The sequence below is a fragment of the Aquabacter sediminis genome (assembly GCF_028863665.1).
GTDB lineage: Bacteria > Pseudomonadota > Alphaproteobacteria > Rhizobiales > Xanthobacteraceae > L1I39.
In genome coordinates this window covers 19,026-33,783 of record NZ_JARBFX010000002.1, presented here as the reverse complement: position 1 = coordinate 33,783, position 14,758 = coordinate 19,026, and the positions used below count along the sequence as shown (strand labels likewise).

The following is a 14,758-nucleotide window of genomic DNA, read 5'->3' as shown; positions in this document are numbered from 1 at the left end:
AAAGCCGAGGAGCGCGAGATTGGGACAGCGCCACTGGAAAGTAAAAATGAAGCAAAAAAACTGGCTCATCCATCTGGCTATGCCGGGCACCATTGAGCCCGCCCCACACATAGGAAAGCTCAGCCCATAACAAGGCAGATGACGCACCGCAATGGTGCGAGAATGCAATGGAATTAGTGCAATTCCAATCACCTGCCTCAGCGTCGGGCGGCCGTGGGCGAGGGTATGTCCGCAGGAAAGGAAGAGCCGCCCCGGGGGGGGGGGGCGGCTTCCATTCACGGGTCAGTCCAGAAGTGCAAGCGCGAAGGAAGCTTCAGCGCTCCACGAACGCTTTCTCGATGACATAGTGTCCGGCCTCGGACTGGCTGCCTTCCTTGAAGCCGCGGGATTCGAGCAACTCCACCATGTCCTTCAGCATCTGCGGACTTCCGCACAGCATGAGGCGATCATGCTCCGGCGAAAGATCCGGGACGCCGATGTCGGAGAACAGCTTTCCCGAATTGATAAGGGCGGTGATGCGGCCCTGGTTGCGGAACGGCTCCCGCGTCACCGTCGGATAATAGGTGAGCTTTGCCTTGACTTCCTCGCCGATATATTCGTCGGAGGGCAGGGTCTGCGTCAGATATTCATCATAGGCAAGCTCGCCCACCGTGCGCGTGCCGTGGACCAGGATCACCTTTTCGTAGCGCTCATAGGCGTCGGGATCCTTGATCACGGAGAGGAACGGAGCAAGGCCGGTTCCCGTGGACAAGAGATAAAGTCGTTTTCCGGGAAGAAGATTATCCTGGATGAGCGTGCCCGTGGCCTTGCGGCCCACAAGGATCTTGTCACCCACCTTCAAGTGCTGCAGGCGTGAGGTCAGTGGCCCATTCTGCACTTTGATGGAGAAGAACTGCAGGTCCTCCTCGTAATTGGCACTTGCCATGGAATAGGCCCGCAGAAGGGGCTTATTGTCGACCATCAGGCCGATCATCACGAACTGGCCGTTCAAGAACCGGAAGCCAGGATCGCGCGAGGTGGTGAAGCTGAAGAGCCGATCCGTCCAATGATGGACGCTCTTGACGGTTTCTTCGTTGAGATTGCTCATGGCCAATCATCGTTTCGCATCCGGGCTGCGGAAACGCAAACTCCGAAATCCGAATGTAGTTTAGTTAAAACCACCATAGACGCGCAGCCGACAGAAGGGAAGCACACATTCTGTCTCTCGCCGCGCCCCGGGTAACAGAGGGAGGCCCGGTCACTGCGCCTCCCTCATTCCGTTTTGGCTGCGGCGCGCGTGCTCCGCCTTGACTCAGATCACAGGCCGCCGTCAGCCAGGTTCATCAAATACTTGCCGTAGCTGGACTTGATCTGCGCGCGGGCGATCTCGCGCAGTTTGGCGGCGTCGATATAGCCGGAGCGGAAGGCGATCTCCTCGGGCGCAGAGATCTTCAGACCCTGGCGCTTTTCAAGGATCTGTACGAACTGGCCGGCTTCCACCAGGCTATCCGGCGTGCCGGTGTCCAGCCAGGCGAAGCCACGGCCCATCATGCTCACCTTCAACTCGCCGCGCTCCAGATAGGCCTGGTTCACGTCGGTGATCTCGATCTCGCCACGCGGGGAAGGCTGCAGGTTAGCGGCGATCTCCACCACGCGATTGTCGTAGAAATAAAGCCCGGTCACGGCCAGATTTGACTTGGGCTTGATCGGCTTCTCCTCCAGGGAAAGCACGTTCCCTTGGCCGTCCACTTCGGCGACACCGTAGCGCTCGGGGTCGTTCACGGGGTATCCAAACACCGTGGCACCCGCCTCGCGACTGGCGGCCTCCTCCAGCAGTTCCGGCAGGCCGTGCCCGAAGAAGAGGTTGTCGCCCAGAACCAGCGCCACCCGGTCGTCGCCGATGAAGTCGCGGCCGACGATGAAGGCGTCGGCGAGACCACGGGGCGTCTCCTGGATCGCATAGCTGATGGAAATGCCGAACTGACTGCCGTCCTTCAGCAGACTCTGGAACAGGGCATTGTCATGGGGGGTGGTGATGATCAGGATGTCCCGGATGCCCGCCATCATCAGCGTGGCGAGGGGATAGTAGATCATCGGTTTGTCATAGACGGGCAGAAGCTGCTTCGACACGACAAGGGTGATGGGATGGAGACGGGTGCCCGACCCGCCTGCGAGGATAATGCCCTTCACGGTGCCTCCGTTGGTGCTGGGGCGAGCAGGCGGTCGACAACTTCGGCGACCCGGGTTTCCCACGGAGCCGCGCGGAATCCGAAGGTCCGCTCAAACAGGTTGGAATCGAGTTCGGAATTGGCCGGCCGCTGGGCCGGGGTGGGATAGTCGGCGGTGGTGATGGGCGCCACTTCCGGATTGCGGCCGGTGTAGCGCGCCGCCTCGCGGACAATCTCGCTCGCAAAGCCGTGCCACGTGGTGGCACCGGTGCCGGCCAGATTATAGGTGCCCCAGCGGGCGGTGCCGCCGGCGGCCGCCTCTGCCGCGGCCATCAGTCCCTCGGCGATGTCGCGGGTTGCGGTGGGGCAGCCCTTCTGGTCGGCGACGATGGTCAGCCGGTCGCGGTCCCCCGCGAGGCGCAACATGGTCTTCAGGAAGTTGGCGCCATGGATGCCATAGACCCAGGAGGTCCGCAGGATCAGGTGGCGCTCGGTGGCGGCGCGAACCGCCGCCTCTCCCGCCGCCTTGGTGCGCCCATAGACGCCCAGCGGCTTGATGGGATCGCTCTCCACATAGGCGCCCACCTTGGTGCCATCGAACACATAGTCGGTGGAGATGTGGATCATCGGGATGCGGTAGCGCGCGCAGCGCTCCGCGATCAGGCCGGGGGCCATGGCATTGGCGCGGGTGGCCAGCTCCGGCTCGCTTTCGGCCTTGTCCACGGCCGTGTAGGCGGCGGCATTGATCACCACGTCGGGCCGGTTGGCCTCAAGGGCTCGCGCCACCGCCGCGGGGTCCGCAATGTCCACGGCGGCCCGGTCGAGAGCGACCAGGGCAATGTCGCGTTCAGAGGCAAGCGCCTGGGTTTCCCGGCCCACCTGGCCGTTGGCGCCAAAGAGGAGGACACGCATCAGGAGGCAAGCCCCAGGCGCTGGCCGCCATAATTGGTGCGCAACGGTGCCCACCAGGCCTCGTTGGCCAGGTACCACTCGATGGTCTTGCGCAGGCCCGTCTCGAAGGTCTCGCGCGGGCTCCAGCCGAGCTCCGTGTTGAGCTTGGTGAAATCGATGGCATAGCGGGCATCGTGGCCGGGCCGGTCGGTCACGAAACGGATCAGGCCCTCGCGCGGGCCGATCTTGGCATCGGGGCGGATGTCGTCGAGGATGGTGCAGATGGTGCGCACCACGTCGATGTTCCGCCGCTCGCTGGCCCCGCCCACATTGTAGCTCTCGCCCAGCCGCCCGGTGGTGGCGATGAGATAGAGCGCCTCCGCATGATCCTCCACAAACAGCCAGTCGCGCACATTCTCACCCGTGCCATAGACGGGCAGCGGCGCGCCTTCCAGGGCGTTGAGGATCACCAGCGGGATCAGCTTCTCGGGGAAATGGTACGGGCCGTAATTGTTCGAGCAGTTCGACATCACGGTGGGCAGGCCATAGGTGTGGTGCCATGCCCGCACCAGATGGTCCGAGCCCGCCTTGGAGGCCGAATAGGGCGAGTTGGGCTGATAGGGCGTATCCTCGCGGAACAGGCCCTCGGCGCCCAGCGTGCCGAATACTTCGTCGGTGGAGATGTGGTGAAAGCGGAAGGCCGCCTGCTCTTCGGCGGTCAGCCCGCGCCAATAGCGCAGGGCTTCCTGCAGCATGGTGTAGGTGCCAACGATGTTGGTCTCGATGAAGGCCGCCGGCCCGTCGATGGACCGGTCTACGTGGGACTCGGCCGCCAGATGCATGATGAGATCGGGCTTGAAGCCGTCGATCGCCGTGCGCACCGCATCGGCGTCGCAGATGTCGCCGCGCACGAAGCTGTAGCGGGGATTGTCCTGCACCGGGCCGAGGGAGGCCAGGTTCCCGGCATAGGTCAGCTTGTCGAAGTTCAGGACATGGGCGCCGAGGCCGATGAGGTGGCGGACGACAGCCGAGCCGATGAAGCCCGCGCCGCCGGTGACGAGGATGCGTTGTGCCATGTGTGCCCCGTTTCTTCCTGTCACGCGTAGACGAATGGGCTGTCGAAATCCTTCAGGCGCGGCAGCACCCGGTCCTTGTCGGACAAGATGGCCTCCGCCACCGGCCAGGTGATGGCGAGATCGGGATCGTCCCACACGATGCCGCCCTCGCATTCCTTGGAATAGGAGCCGTCCACCTTGTAGAGAACCTTGGTGTTGGGCACCAAGGTGCAGAAGGCGTGGGCGAAGCCGCGGGGCACGAAGAGCTGCTCGCGCCCTTCGGCGGTCAGCTTGGCGCCGGCCCACTTGCCATAGGTGGGCGAGCCCTTGCGGATGTCCACCGCCACGTCGAACACCTCGCCCTGCACCACGCGCACGAGCTTGGCCTGGGCATGGGGCGGCACCTGGAAGTGCAGGCCGCGGATGGTGCCGATGGGCTCGGAGAGGGACTCGTTGTCCTGGATGAATTCGCAGTCAATGCCGTTGGCGGCATAGCGCGCCTTGACGTAGGTCTCGCTGAAATATCCCCGCGGATCGTTGAAGCGGGGTGGCGTGACGAGGATCACCTCGGGAATGTCCAGGCGCGTAAATACCGTCATGTGCGCAGCAAAAGCCCCCAACTGACCTCTGAAAAAGCGCGCGGACGTTAGCCTTTGAGGCCTGTCAGGTCAATTGCACCGAGGCCAGATGGCGTCATTCTGTTGCAGTGCAAAAGCAAATCCAACGGCCGCGTGCCTCCGCATATATGGGTATGATGATAAATGACAAGCGTCTTCGCCTGTCGCGCGGCAGGTGCCAGGCCGCCTGTGACCGGCGCGGCGCCTTAGACCAAAGTCTTTGCCATGCGTTCACGATGCGACAGGCGGCTGCCGGAGGATGCCATGCCTTACGTGGGCTGGTCGCGCGTACGGCGCCAGGGGGGAGAGCAGGGTCGAAGGTGTCTTACGTCATGTTTCAAGTGCGCTTGAGTTGTCTCAAGCGCCGCGCAGCCGTTGCGAATGCGAATCACCTTGAACCAATTGGACGTTCCTGTCGTTTATCGCGTGACAGCTCATAATGTTACGAAGAGAAAGAAAATGGGGTGCGTCGGGTGCCGAGGTGGAAGTGACGCGCCTTTTCCCTTCTCAATGGCCTTTCAGCCCATCGTGGACCTGAGGGACGGCAACATTTTCGCCTTTGAGGCCCTGGTGCGTGGCCCGGGCGGCGAGCCCGCGCCGACGGTTCTGGCACAGGTGACAGCGGAAAACCGGTACCGGTTCGATCAGGCGTGCCGGGTGAAGGCGTTGCAGCTTGCCGTCCGTCTCGGCCTTCCCGCCCGTGCGCAGCATGGCGTGTCCATCAACTTCATGCCGCAGGCTGTCTATGAGCCGGCCAATTGCCTGCGGGTCACGGTGGAAACGGCGCGCGAATTGGGGCTTCCGCTCAGCCAGATCATCTTCGAGGTGACCGAGCATGAGAAGGCGACCGACATCGGCCAGATCAGCCGCATCATGACCGAGTATCAGAGGTTCGGCCTGCGCACCGCCATTGATGATTTCGGCGGCGGCTATTCGGGCTTGAACCTCCTGACCGAGTTCCAGCCCCACATCCTGAAGCTGGACCTGCACCTGACACGGGGAATCGACAAGGACGCCACGCGCCGGGCCATCGTGGCGGGGATCGTCCATATGTGCGACGCCCTCGCCATGGTGCCGGTCGCCGAGGGGATCGAGACCGAAAACGAGATGCGCACCGTGCTGGCGCTCGGCATTACGCGCATGCAGGGCTACCTGTTCGCCCGCCCCGCCTTCGAGCAATTGCCGGAACCGTTTTTCCCTTAGGGCTCAGGCGCGGTGGTAGATGTCCTCCAGGCGCACGATGTCGTCTTCGCCCAGATAGGAGCCGGTCTGCACTTCGATGAGTTCGAGCGGGATGCGGCCGGGATTGGCGAGGCGATGCACCGCGCCGAGCGGAATATAGGTGGACTCGTTCTCGTGCACGGCGAACACCTTGTCGTCCACGGTCACCTCGGCGGTGCCGTGCACCACCACCCAATGCTCCGAGCGGTGGTGATGCTTCTGGAGCGAGAGCTTGGCGCCGGGTTCCACCACGATCTTCTTTACATGGAATCGATCGCCCCGGCAGATGGTCTGGTAGGTGCCCCAGGGCCGGTGCACCTTCAGGTGCTCGTCCGCCGCATAGTGCTTGGCCGCCTTCAGCGTGGCGACCATGGCCTTCACGTCCTGGCTGCGGTCTGAGGGCATGATGAGCACGGCATCCTCGGTCGCCACGACCGAGAGGTGGTCGAGCCCGATGCCGGCCACCAACGGGCCTTCCGAGCGCACATAGGAATTGCGGCTGTCGATCAGCTCCACCTGGCCAACGGTCACATTGCCTTCTCCGTCCTGGTCGCCGATCTCGCGCAGGGCATCCCAGGAGCCGATGTCCGACCAGCCGAAGTCGCCGGCCACGACGGCCGCGTGGCGGGTGCGCTCCAGGACCGCGAAGTCGATGGACTTGGCTGGTGCCGCCATGAAGGCCTCCCGGTCCAGGCGCAGGAAGCCGAGATCCTCCCGCGCACCGGCAGCGGCGGCAAGAGCCGCGGCGGTCAGCTCCGGCTCGAAGGCCTCCGCCTCGGCAATCATGAGTGCGGCGGGAAACAGGAAGTTTCCGGAATTCCAGAGATAGCCGTCGGCCAGGTAGCGCTCGGCGGTGGCGCGGTTCGGCTTCTCCACGAAGGCGGCCACCTCGTGTCCCCCCTCCGGCAGGGCGGCGCCGGGGCGGATATAGCCGTAGCTGGTGCGGGGGCTGTCGGGGGTGATGCCGAAGGTCACGATGTGCCCGCGCGCGGCCACCTGTGCCGCCACATCGACGGCGGCGCGGAAAGCGTCGGGTTTCGTCACCACATGGTCGGCGGCCAGCGCCAGGATGAGGGCGTCCGGCCCATACATGTGACGCACCACGGCGGCGGCGGCGATCAAGGCGGGGGCGCTGTCCCGGCGGGCCGGTTCCAGCACCACCGTCGCATCGATGCCGATCTCGCTGGCCTGGCGGCGCGCGAAGAAGCGGAAATCGTCGGAGGTGATGACCACGGGCGGTGCGAAGCGCTCTCCAGGCGGCACGCGCAGCAACGTGTCCTGGTACATGGTGTGATCGCCGGCGAGCGCCAGGAATTGCTTGGGCAGGGTGTTGCGGGACAAAGGCCACAGGCGCGTGCCGGCACCGCCGGCGAGAACCATCGGGATGATCTTCTGTCCGGCAGCCATCGTCGCGTCCATCCGCATCTGAAAACCTGCCTCGCCTAGTGTCACAACTTGCACCTTGGGTCCAGGGAAGCCCCGACCGGCGCGGGGGCACACGCCGCGGCTTGCAAAAGAAGAGATTGCGCCCGCCGGGAGCACCGCTCACACTCCCCCTGCATAAAAAAAGGACCTGAAAAATCAGGTCCGGGATTGGAAACGAAGGGGTGGGTTACATGTTGGCTCTGTTGGTGATTATCGCCTGCGGCCTCTTCGCCGTCGGCTATGGCATATGGGCGGGCCGAGAGGTCATGGCCGCCGATCCCGGATCCCCGCGCATGCAGGAGATTGCCGGGGCCATCGCGGAAGGCGCGCAGGCCTATCTGCGGCGGCAATATCTGACCATCGGCGCGGTCGGCCTCGTCATTTTCATTGCGGTCGGCATTTTCCTCGGCTGGCTGGTGGCGGTTGGGTTCGCGGTGGGCGCCGTGCTCTCGGGCCTGGCCGGCTTCATCGGCATGAACGTGTCCGTGCGGGCGAATGTGCGCACCGCCCAGGCGGCCGTGCGCTCGCTGGCCGGCGGCCTCGACATCGCCTTCAAGGCGGGCGCCGTCACGGGCCTCCTGGTCGCCGGACTCGCGCTCCTGGGCGTGACCGTCTATTTCGCCGTCCTCACCCATGGCTTCGGCCTCGCGCCCGGCAGCCGCACGGTGGTGGATGCCCTGGTGGCGCTCGGCTTCGGCGCCTCCCTCATCTCCATCTTCGCGCGGCTCGGCGGTGGCATCTTCACCAAGGGCGCAGACGTGGGCGGCGATCTCGTCGGCAAGGTGGAGGCGGGCATTCCCGAGGATGACCCGCGCAACCCCGCCACCATCGCCGACAATGTGGGCGACAATGTCGGCGACTGCGCGGGCATGGCTGCGGACCTGTTCGAGACCTATGCGGTGACGGTGGTCGCCACCATGGTGCTGGCGGTCATCTTCTTCGCCGGCAACGCCGCCACGCTGAACGCCATGCTGCTCTATCCGCTGGCCATTGGCGGGGCCTGCATCCTCACCTCCATCGCCGGCACCTTCTTCGTGCGGCTGGGGCCGACCTCCTCCATCATGGGCGCGCTCTATAAGGGCTTCGCGGCCTCCGCGGGCCTTTCGGTCTTCGCTCTGGCCCTCGTCACCTGGCTGCTGCCCGGCTTTGGAATGCTGCCGGGCTCCACCATCACCGGCACGCAGCTTTTCTTGGCGGGCGTGGTGGGACTGGCGGTGACCGGCGCCATCGTGGTCATCACCGAATATTATACGGGCACGGGCTATCGGCCGGTGGTCTCCATCGCCCAGGCCTCGGTGACCGGTCACGGCACCAACATCATCCAGGGCCTGGCGGTGTCGCTGGAATCCACCGCCTTGCCGACCCTCGTTATCATCGCGGGCATCCTCGCCGCCTATGGTCTTGCCGGCCTGTTCGGCATCGCGGTGGCGGCGACCACCATGCTGGCGCTGGCGGGCATGGTGGTGGCGCTCGACGCCTTCGGCCCGGTCACCGACAATGCGGGTGGCATTGCGGAAATGTCCGGCCTGCCGGCGGAGGTGCGCCATTCCACCGACGCGCTGGATGCGGTGGGCAACACCACCAAGGCGGTCACCAAGGGCTATGCGATCGGATCGGCGGGCCTCGGCGCGCTGGTGCTGTTCGCGGCCTATAATCAGGACCTGAAATACTTCATCGCCCAGGCCGCGCCGGGCTCCTACTTTGCCGGCGTCACGCCCAATTTCTCGTTGGAAAACCCCTATGTGGTGGTGGGCCTGCTGTTTGGCGGCCTCTTGCCCTTCCTGTTTGCCGCCATGGGCATGACGGCGGTGGGGCGGGCGGCGGGCGCCATCGTGGAGGAGGTGCGGCGCCAGTTCCGCGAGAAGCCGGGCATCATGGCCGGCACCGAGAAGCCGGACTATTCCCGCGCGGTGGACCTGCTCACCAAGGCTGCCATCAAGGAGATGATCATCCCCTCCTTGCTGCCCGTGCTCTCGCCCATCGTCTGCTACTACGTCATCTATCTGGTGGCGGGCGGCGGGGTGGCCGGCAAGTCGGCGGCCTTCTCGGCGGTTGGGGCGATGCTGCTCGGCGTCATCGTCACCGGTCTGTTCGTGGCCATTTCCATGACGTCCGGCGGCGGCGCCTGGGACAATGCCAAGAAGTCGTTCGAAGACGGCTTTGTCGATAAGGACGGGGTCCGCCACTACAAGGGGTCCGACGCCCACAAGGCCTCCGTCACCGGCGACACGGTGGGCGATCCCTACAAGGACACCGCGGGCCCCGCGGTCAACCCCATGATCAAGATCACCAACATCGTCGCCTTGCTGCTGCTGGCGGTGCTGGGCCATTGAGAGCGGCGAGGGTTCCGCAAGAGCGGGACCTTCGCACAGCAGGGCGGCGCCTGTTGCAGGTCGCCGCCCTTCCTTTGCGTGGCGCGATCGTGTAGGAGAGCGCCCGACTTCATGCCTTGATCCGCCCGCTGGGGCGAAGACGATGGAACCATGCAGACTGTCCTGATCGTCATCCACCTTATGGTGGTCCTCGCTTTGATCGGCGTGGTGCTGATTCAGCGCTCCGAAGGGGGCGGGCTCGGCATCGGCGGCGGAGGCGGGGGCTCGGGCGGCTTCTTCACCGCGCGCGGCACGGCCAATGTGCTGACGCGGGCCACGGCGATTCTCGCGGCCCTGTTCTTCGTCACCTCGATCTCGCTGACCATCCTGGCCGGCTGGGGGCGCACGCCGCCCGCCATCCTGAACCAGACGGCGCCCACCGGCCCGTCCGCCCCCCAGAGCGGTGGTTCGATCCTCGACCAGATCCGTCCGCAGGCGCCCGCCTCCTCGGCTCCGGCGACGCCCGCCCCGGCCGCTCCGGCGCCCACCGGGCCGCAGGTTCCTCAGTCGCAGTGAAGCCGGTCGCTGCGATCTCCTCGCAGCGGCCCCGTCGCAGTCCTTTCGTTTCGGTCATCGCGCGCCGCGGTTCGCCGCGGCGTATGGTTTTCCCCAGGCGGGGCGAGGGCGTGCAGGCCGTCGTCCTCGCCGAATCGCGTTTGCGCGGAGTAGAGTAGAAGCCCATGGCGCGCTATATCTTCATCACCGGCGGCGTCGTGTCCTCCTTGGGCAAGGGCCTCGCCTCCGCAGCCTTGGGCGCGCTTCTTCAGGCGCGCGGCTATACCGTCCGGCTGCGCAAGCTGGACCCCTATCTGAACGTCGATCCGGGCACCATGAGCCCGTATCAGCATGGCGAAGTGTTCGTCACCGACGATGGCGCCGAGACCGATCTCGACCTCGGCCATTACGAGCGCTTCACCGGCCGCCCCGCCACCAAGCGGGACAACATCACCACCGGCAAGATCTACCAGGACATCATCACCAAGGAGCGGCGCGGCGACTATCTGGGCGCCACCGTCCAGGTGATCCCCCACGTCACCAATGCCATCAAGGAATTCGTCCTGGAGGGCAACGAGGCCTATGACTTCGTGCTGGTGGAAGTGGGCGGCACGGTGGGCGACATTGAGGGCCTGCCCTTCTTCGAGGCCACCCGCCAGCTCAAGAACGAGCTGCCGCGCAACCATTCCATCTTCATCCATCTCACCCTGCTGCCCTTCATCCCCTCCGCCGGGGAATTGAAGACCAAGCCGACGCAGCATTCGGTGAAGGAGCTGCGCTCCATCGGTATCCAGCCCGACATCCTTCTGTGCCGCACCGATCGTCCGGTGCCGCGCGAGGAGCGCCGCAAGCTCTCGCTGTTCTGCAATGTGCGGGAGAGCGCGGTGATCGAGGCGCGGGACGTGGACAACATCTATGCCGTGCCCGCCGCCTATCACGCCGAAGGGCTCGACACGGAAGTGCTGGCCGCCTTCGGCATCGAGCCGGCGCCCGCGCCGAACCTCAAGCGCTGGTCGGTGATCGAGGACCGGGTGCGCAATCCCGAGGGCGAGGTCACCATTGCGGTGGTGGGCAAATATACCGGCCTCAAGGATGCCTATAAGTCGCTCATCGAGGCGCTGGCCCATGGCGGCATCGCCAACAAGGTGAAGGTGAACCTCGACTGGATCGAGAGCGAAACCTTCGAGCGCGAGGACCCCGCGCCCTTCCTGGAGCATGTGCACGGCATCCTGGTGCCCGGCGGCTTCGGCCAGCGCGGTGCCGAGGGCAAGATCCGCGCGGCCCAGTTTGCCCGCGAGCGGGCCGTGCCCTATTTCGGCATCTGCTTCGGCATGCAGATGGCGGTGATCGAGGCGGCGCGCAATCTGGCCGGCGTCACCAAGGCCAATTCCACCGAATTCGGCGAGACGTCGGAGCCGGTGGTGGGCCTGCTCACCGAATGGCTGAAGGGCAACGAGCTGGAGCGCCGCAATGCGGCCGGCGACCTCGGCGGCACCATGCGCCTCGGCGCCTATGAGGCGCGCCTTTCGGACGAGAGCCGGGTGGCCTCCATCTATGGCTCCACCGACATCTTCGAGCGTCATCGCCACCGCTATGAGGTGAACACCGCCTATAAGGATCGCCTGGAGGACTGCGGCCTGCGCTTTTCCGGCATGTCGCCCGACGGGCTGCTGCCGGAAATCGTTGAGTATGCAGACCATCCCTGGTTCATCGGCGTGCAGTTCCATCCCGAGCTGAAGTCGCGTCCGTTCGAGCCGCACCCGCTGTTCGCCTCCTTCATCCGCGCGGCCATGGTGCAGAGCCGGCTGGTCTGAAGGTCAAGGTTTCCAAAAGCCTGCGGGCGGCCTCCTCGATTCGCCTTGGGCCTGCCGCTTCGCCTGAGATCACGCATCGCCGGGAGACCGCGGTGGTGCTGGCTTCCCTGGCGTGCGGTTGCCCTTAAGTTGCCGGACGTGCCACAAGGTCGGACCGGAGAGACAGGGGGGTTCCCATGCCACGCGGCCTCGACCATGTCGTTCATGTCGTGCGCGATCTCGATGCGGCAGGGGAGGTCTATGACCTGCTCGGCTTCACCGTCGGCCCGCGCAACCGCCATCCCTGGGGCACCCAGAACCGGATCATCCAGACCGACGGCTTCTTCATGGAGCTGCTGGAGATTTCCGAGCCCGACAAGATCACCGAGGGTGATAGCGGCCACTTCTCCTTCGGCGCCTTCAATCGGGACTTCCTGGCGCGCAACGGCCAGGGCCTGTCCATGCTGGTCGCCGAAGGCAAGGACCCGGCGGCGGAGAAGGCCGCTTTCGATGCGGCCGGGGTGGGCGGGTTCGATCTGTTTGAATTCTCCCGCCTCGCGCGGCGACCCGACGGCGGCGAGGTGGAGGTGGGCTTCTCTCTCGCCTTCGCGCGCGACGAAGCGGCGCCCAATGCGGGCTTCTTCACTTGCACCCAGCGCAAGCCCGAGAATTTCTGGAATCCGCAATTGCAGCGCCACACCAATGGCGTGACGCAAGTGGCCGGCGTGGTGCTGGTGGCCGAGCGGCCCATCGACCATGTCAGCTTCATCGATACCTTCTGTGGTGTCACGCCCCGCCGGGCGACCGATGCCTGGTATGTGGCGCAGACCCCTCGCGGCGAGATCGACATCATGACCCGCGCGACCTTCGGCGAGCGCTTCGGCACCACCGCGCCGGACGGCGACGACCTGCGGCTTGCGGCGGTGCGCTTCAAGTCCACCGGCGCGGCCAGCATGCGGCGCGGGCTTGCCGCCCGCAAAATGATCGAGGAAGCCATGGAAGGCATGGTGGTGGCCCCGCCGCGCGCCGTCATGGGCGCCGCCATCGTGCTGGAGCGGGTGGACGAGGCCTGAGCGGAGACGGAGAGCGTGAGGGCAAGCATCGCAGGCTCCGGCTCCCGCCGCAAAGCGGAGCCACCCGCTGGCCTCGGCTTCGAGGTGGAAGCGCGCCGCTATGCGGCCGGCCTGATGCCCATTGCCGGCGCCGATGAGGCGGGCAGGGGGCCTCTGGCAGGTCCTGTGGTTGCCGCCGCCGTCATCCTCGATCCCGCTTGCGTGCCGCGCGGCCTTGACGATTCCAAGAAGCTCACCGCCGCCCGGCGCGAGGCGCTGTTCGAGGAGATCCTCGCCACGGCGGAGGTGTCCGTCTGCATGGCGCCACCCGCCCGCATCGACCGGGACAATATCCGCCAGGCGTGCCTTTGGGCGCTCGCGAGCGCGGTGCGCTCCCTGCCGCGCGCGCCGGCGCTCGTCTTCGTAGATGGCAATGATCCGCCGCCCGTCTCCTGCGCCCTGGAAATGGTGATTGGCGGCGACGGCCTCATCGCTTCCATCGCGGCCGCCTCCATCGTCGCCAAGGTCACGCGCGACCGGCTCATGGCGGGGGTGGGCACGGCCTTTCCGGCCTATGGCTTCGAGCGGCACATGGGCTATGGCACCCGCGCCCATGGCGATGCCCTGCGCACCCACGGCCCTTGCCGCCACCACCGCGCCTCGTTCGCCCCCGTGCGGGAGCAGCAATTGGTGCTGTTCGGCGAGGACGCCTGACCGGGATCTCGCTCTCTGCCCTGAGCTCGCCCCGCGTCACATCATCAGGCGCGCGCCGACGATCAGCAGAACCGTCGCCAGTGCGCCGCGCAGGAAGCGGTCGGGCACCTTGACCGACCACAGGCTGCCGATGATGACGCCGGGCACCGAGCCCAGCAGCAGCGCGCCCACCAGTCCGAAATTCACATCCCCCAGCCACCAATGCCCCATGCCCGCCAGCAGGGCCAACGGCACCGCATGGGCGATGTCGGAGCCCACCAGGCGCGAGGTGGGCAGGTGGGGATAGAGCACGATCAGCGCGGTGACGCCGATGGCGCCGGCCCCGACCGAGGTCAGCGTCACCAGCACGCCCAGGATGCCCCCCGCCACCACGGTGAGGAGGTGCCGGCGGTGATCGGAAGCCTCCCCCAGAAAGCCGCCGAGCAGCTTCACCGCGCGGGTGCGGAACATCACCAGCAGGGACGTGAAGATGAGAACCGCGCCGAGGCTCGCCTTCACGAAATGCGAGCCGCCATCATGGCTGAGATGGGCCATGGAGGCGAAGGCGAGGGTCAGCACCGTCATGGGGACGCTGCCGGTGGCCAGCAGCCGCACCACCTTCCAGTCCACACTCTGGCGGAAGCCGTGCACCCCCGTGCCCACCGCCTTGGTGGCCGCGGCATAGAGCAGGTCGCTGCCCACGGCGGTGGCCGGGTGCACGCCGAACAGGAGAATGAGAAGCGGGGTCATGAGCGAACCGCCGCCGACCCCGGTGAGCCCCACCAGAATGCCGACGAACAGGCCCGACAGCGAATAAAGATAGAAAGACATGCCCCGTTCGTCCCCGCTGCGGCCCAGAGCGCGATCACGCCGGATGGATGCATCCGCGAGAGAGCGGCGTCTGGCCCCTTGAATGGAGGCGGAAGGACTGGCCCCTTCGAGCCGCTCCGCGACCCGTAAGACCCCATCCACCTCGAGACCCGCGCGCCACCCGCCG

General features: G+C 65.9%; 13 protein-coding genes. 6 read left to right on the top strand and 7 right to left on the bottom strand.

Translation table 11 applies throughout. The features are described 5' to 3' along the window. Positions 1-313: 313 nt before the first annotated feature. From PV781_RS03175 to rfbC, 5 genes are all read right to left on the bottom strand, one after another. On the bottom strand, positions 314-1,087 hold the full coding sequence (locus tag PV781_RS03175) for a ferredoxin--NADP reductase (RefSeq protein WP_274774186.1): 774 nt from the start codon (positions 1,085-1,087) through the stop codon (positions 314-316). Between the two features lie 209 nt (positions 1,088-1,296). Then, positions 1,297-2,169, bottom strand: coding sequence for a glucose-1-phosphate thymidylyltransferase RfbA (gene rfbA / locus PV781_RS03170; RefSeq protein WP_274774185.1), 873 nt, complete (start codon positions 2,167-2,169; stop codon positions 1,297-1,299). Next, positions 2,166-3,062: a dTDP-4-dehydrorhamnose reductase gene (gene rfbD, locus PV781_RS03165; RefSeq protein WP_274774664.1), complete on the bottom strand. Its 897-nt coding sequence runs from the start codon at positions 3,060-3,062 to the stop codon at positions 2,166-2,168. Before rfbD ends, rfbA begins: the two co-directional genes overlap by 4 nt. After that, the gene (rfbB, locus tag PV781_RS03160) at positions 3,059-4,114 is read right to left on the bottom strand and encodes a dTDP-glucose 4,6-dehydratase (RefSeq protein WP_274774184.1); all 1,056 of its coding nucleotides are present in this window, start codon (positions 4,112-4,114) and stop codon (positions 3,059-3,061) included. The genes rfbD and rfbB overlap by 4 nt, the downstream gene beginning before the upstream one ends. A 20-nt stretch (positions 4,115-4,134) precedes the next feature. Beyond that, entirely contained in the window at positions 4,135-4,692 is a 558-nt protein-coding gene (gene rfbC / locus PV781_RS03155; RefSeq protein ID WP_274774183.1) for a dTDP-4-dehydrorhamnose 3,5-epimerase, read from the bottom strand. A 528-nt stretch (positions 4,693-5,220) separates the two neighbouring features. On the opposite strand from rfbC, the gene PV781_RS03150 reads away from it, so the two are divergent. Further along, on the top strand, positions 5,221-5,913 hold the full coding sequence (locus tag PV781_RS03150; protein ID WP_274774182.1) for an EAL domain-containing protein: 693 nt from the start codon (positions 5,221-5,223) through the stop codon (positions 5,911-5,913). A 3-nt stretch (positions 5,914-5,916) separates the two neighbouring features. On the opposite strand, the gene PV781_RS03145 is transcribed toward PV781_RS03150, so the two are convergent. Continuing rightward, positions 5,917-7,338 (bottom strand): mannose-1-phosphate guanylyltransferase/mannose-6-phosphate isomerase, encoded by a 1,422-nt coding sequence (locus tag PV781_RS03145; protein ID WP_274774181.1) that lies wholly within the window; start codon positions 7,336-7,338, stop codon positions 5,917-5,919. 209 nt (positions 7,339-7,547) lie between these two features. On the opposite strand from PV781_RS03145, the gene PV781_RS03140 reads away from it, so the two are divergent. The 5 genes from PV781_RS03140 to rnhB all read left to right on the top strand — a co-directional run bounded on the left by PV781_RS03140 (position 7,548) and on the right by rnhB (position 13,782). After that, complete coding sequence (locus tag PV781_RS03140) at positions 7,548-9,689, top strand: sodium-translocating pyrophosphatase (RefSeq protein ID WP_274774180.1); 2,142 nt, start codon at positions 7,548-7,550, stop codon at positions 9,687-9,689. 150 nt (positions 9,690-9,839) lie between these two features. Beyond that, entirely contained in the window at positions 9,840-10,244 is a 405-nt protein-coding gene (gene secG, locus PV781_RS03135; RefSeq protein ID WP_274774179.1) for a preprotein translocase subunit SecG, read from the top strand. Between the two features lie 164 nt (positions 10,245-10,408). Next, positions 10,409-12,037 carry a CTP synthase gene (pyrG, locus tag PV781_RS03130; protein ID WP_274774178.1) on the top strand — a complete coding sequence of 543 codons (1,629 nt, stop codon included), beginning with the start codon at positions 10,409-10,411 and terminating at the stop codon, positions 12,035-12,037. A 176-nt stretch (positions 12,038-12,213) separates the two neighbouring features. Beyond that, positions 12,214-13,089 carry a VOC family protein gene (locus tag PV781_RS03125; RefSeq protein ID WP_274774177.1) on the top strand — a complete coding sequence of 292 codons (876 nt, stop codon included), beginning with the start codon at positions 12,214-12,216 and terminating at the stop codon, positions 13,087-13,089. A 15-nt stretch (positions 13,090-13,104) separates the two neighbouring features. Then, a complete protein-coding gene (rnhB, locus tag PV781_RS03120; RefSeq protein ID WP_425532353.1) occupies positions 13,105-13,782 on the top strand; it encodes a ribonuclease HII in 678 nt (225 codons plus the stop codon). 36 nt (positions 13,783-13,818) lie between these two features. On the opposite strand, the gene PV781_RS03115 is transcribed toward rnhB, so the two are convergent. After that, positions 13,819-14,592, bottom strand: a complete 774-nt coding sequence (locus PV781_RS03115) for a sulfite exporter TauE/SafE family protein (protein WP_274774176.1) — start codon at positions 14,590-14,592, stop codon at positions 13,819-13,821. Positions 14,593-14,758 lie beyond the last annotated feature (166 nt).

Excerpts from the sequence above, each read along its gene's own strand:
- PV781_RS03175 (WP_274774186.1), bottom strand. The coding sequence starts at position 1,087 with ATGAGCAATCTCAACGAAGAAACCGTCAAGAGCGTCCATCATTGGACG.
- rfbB (WP_274774184.1), bottom strand. The coding sequence starts at position 4,114 with ATGGCACAACGCATCCTCGTCACCGGCGGCGCGGGCTTCATCGGCTCG.
- rfbC (WP_274774183.1), bottom strand. The coding sequence starts at position 4,692 with ATGACGGTATTTACGCGCCTGGACATTCCCGAGGTGATCCTCGTCACG.
- PV781_RS03150 (WP_274774182.1), top strand. The coding sequence starts at position 5,221 with ATGGCCTTTCAGCCCATCGTGGACCTGAGGGACGGCAACATTTTCGCC.
- PV781_RS03145 (WP_274774181.1), bottom strand. The coding sequence starts at position 7,338 with ATGGCTGCCGGACAGAAGATCATCCCGATGGTTCTCGCCGGCGGTGCC.
- PV781_RS03140 (WP_274774180.1), top strand. The coding sequence starts at position 7,548 with ATGTTGGCTCTGTTGGTGATTATCGCCTGCGGCCTCTTCGCCGTCGGC.
- secG (WP_274774179.1), top strand. The coding sequence starts at position 9,840 with ATGCAGACTGTCCTGATCGTCATCCACCTTATGGTGGTCCTCGCTTTG.
- pyrG (WP_274774178.1), top strand. The coding sequence starts at position 10,409 with ATGGCGCGCTATATCTTCATCACCGGCGGCGTCGTGTCCTCCTTGGGC.
- PV781_RS03125 (WP_274774177.1), top strand. The coding sequence starts at position 12,214 with ATGCCACGCGGCCTCGACCATGTCGTTCATGTCGTGCGCGATCTCGAT.
- PV781_RS03115 (WP_274774176.1), bottom strand. The coding sequence starts at position 14,592 with ATGTCTTTCTATCTTTATTCGCTGTCGGGCCTGTTCGTCGGCATTCTG.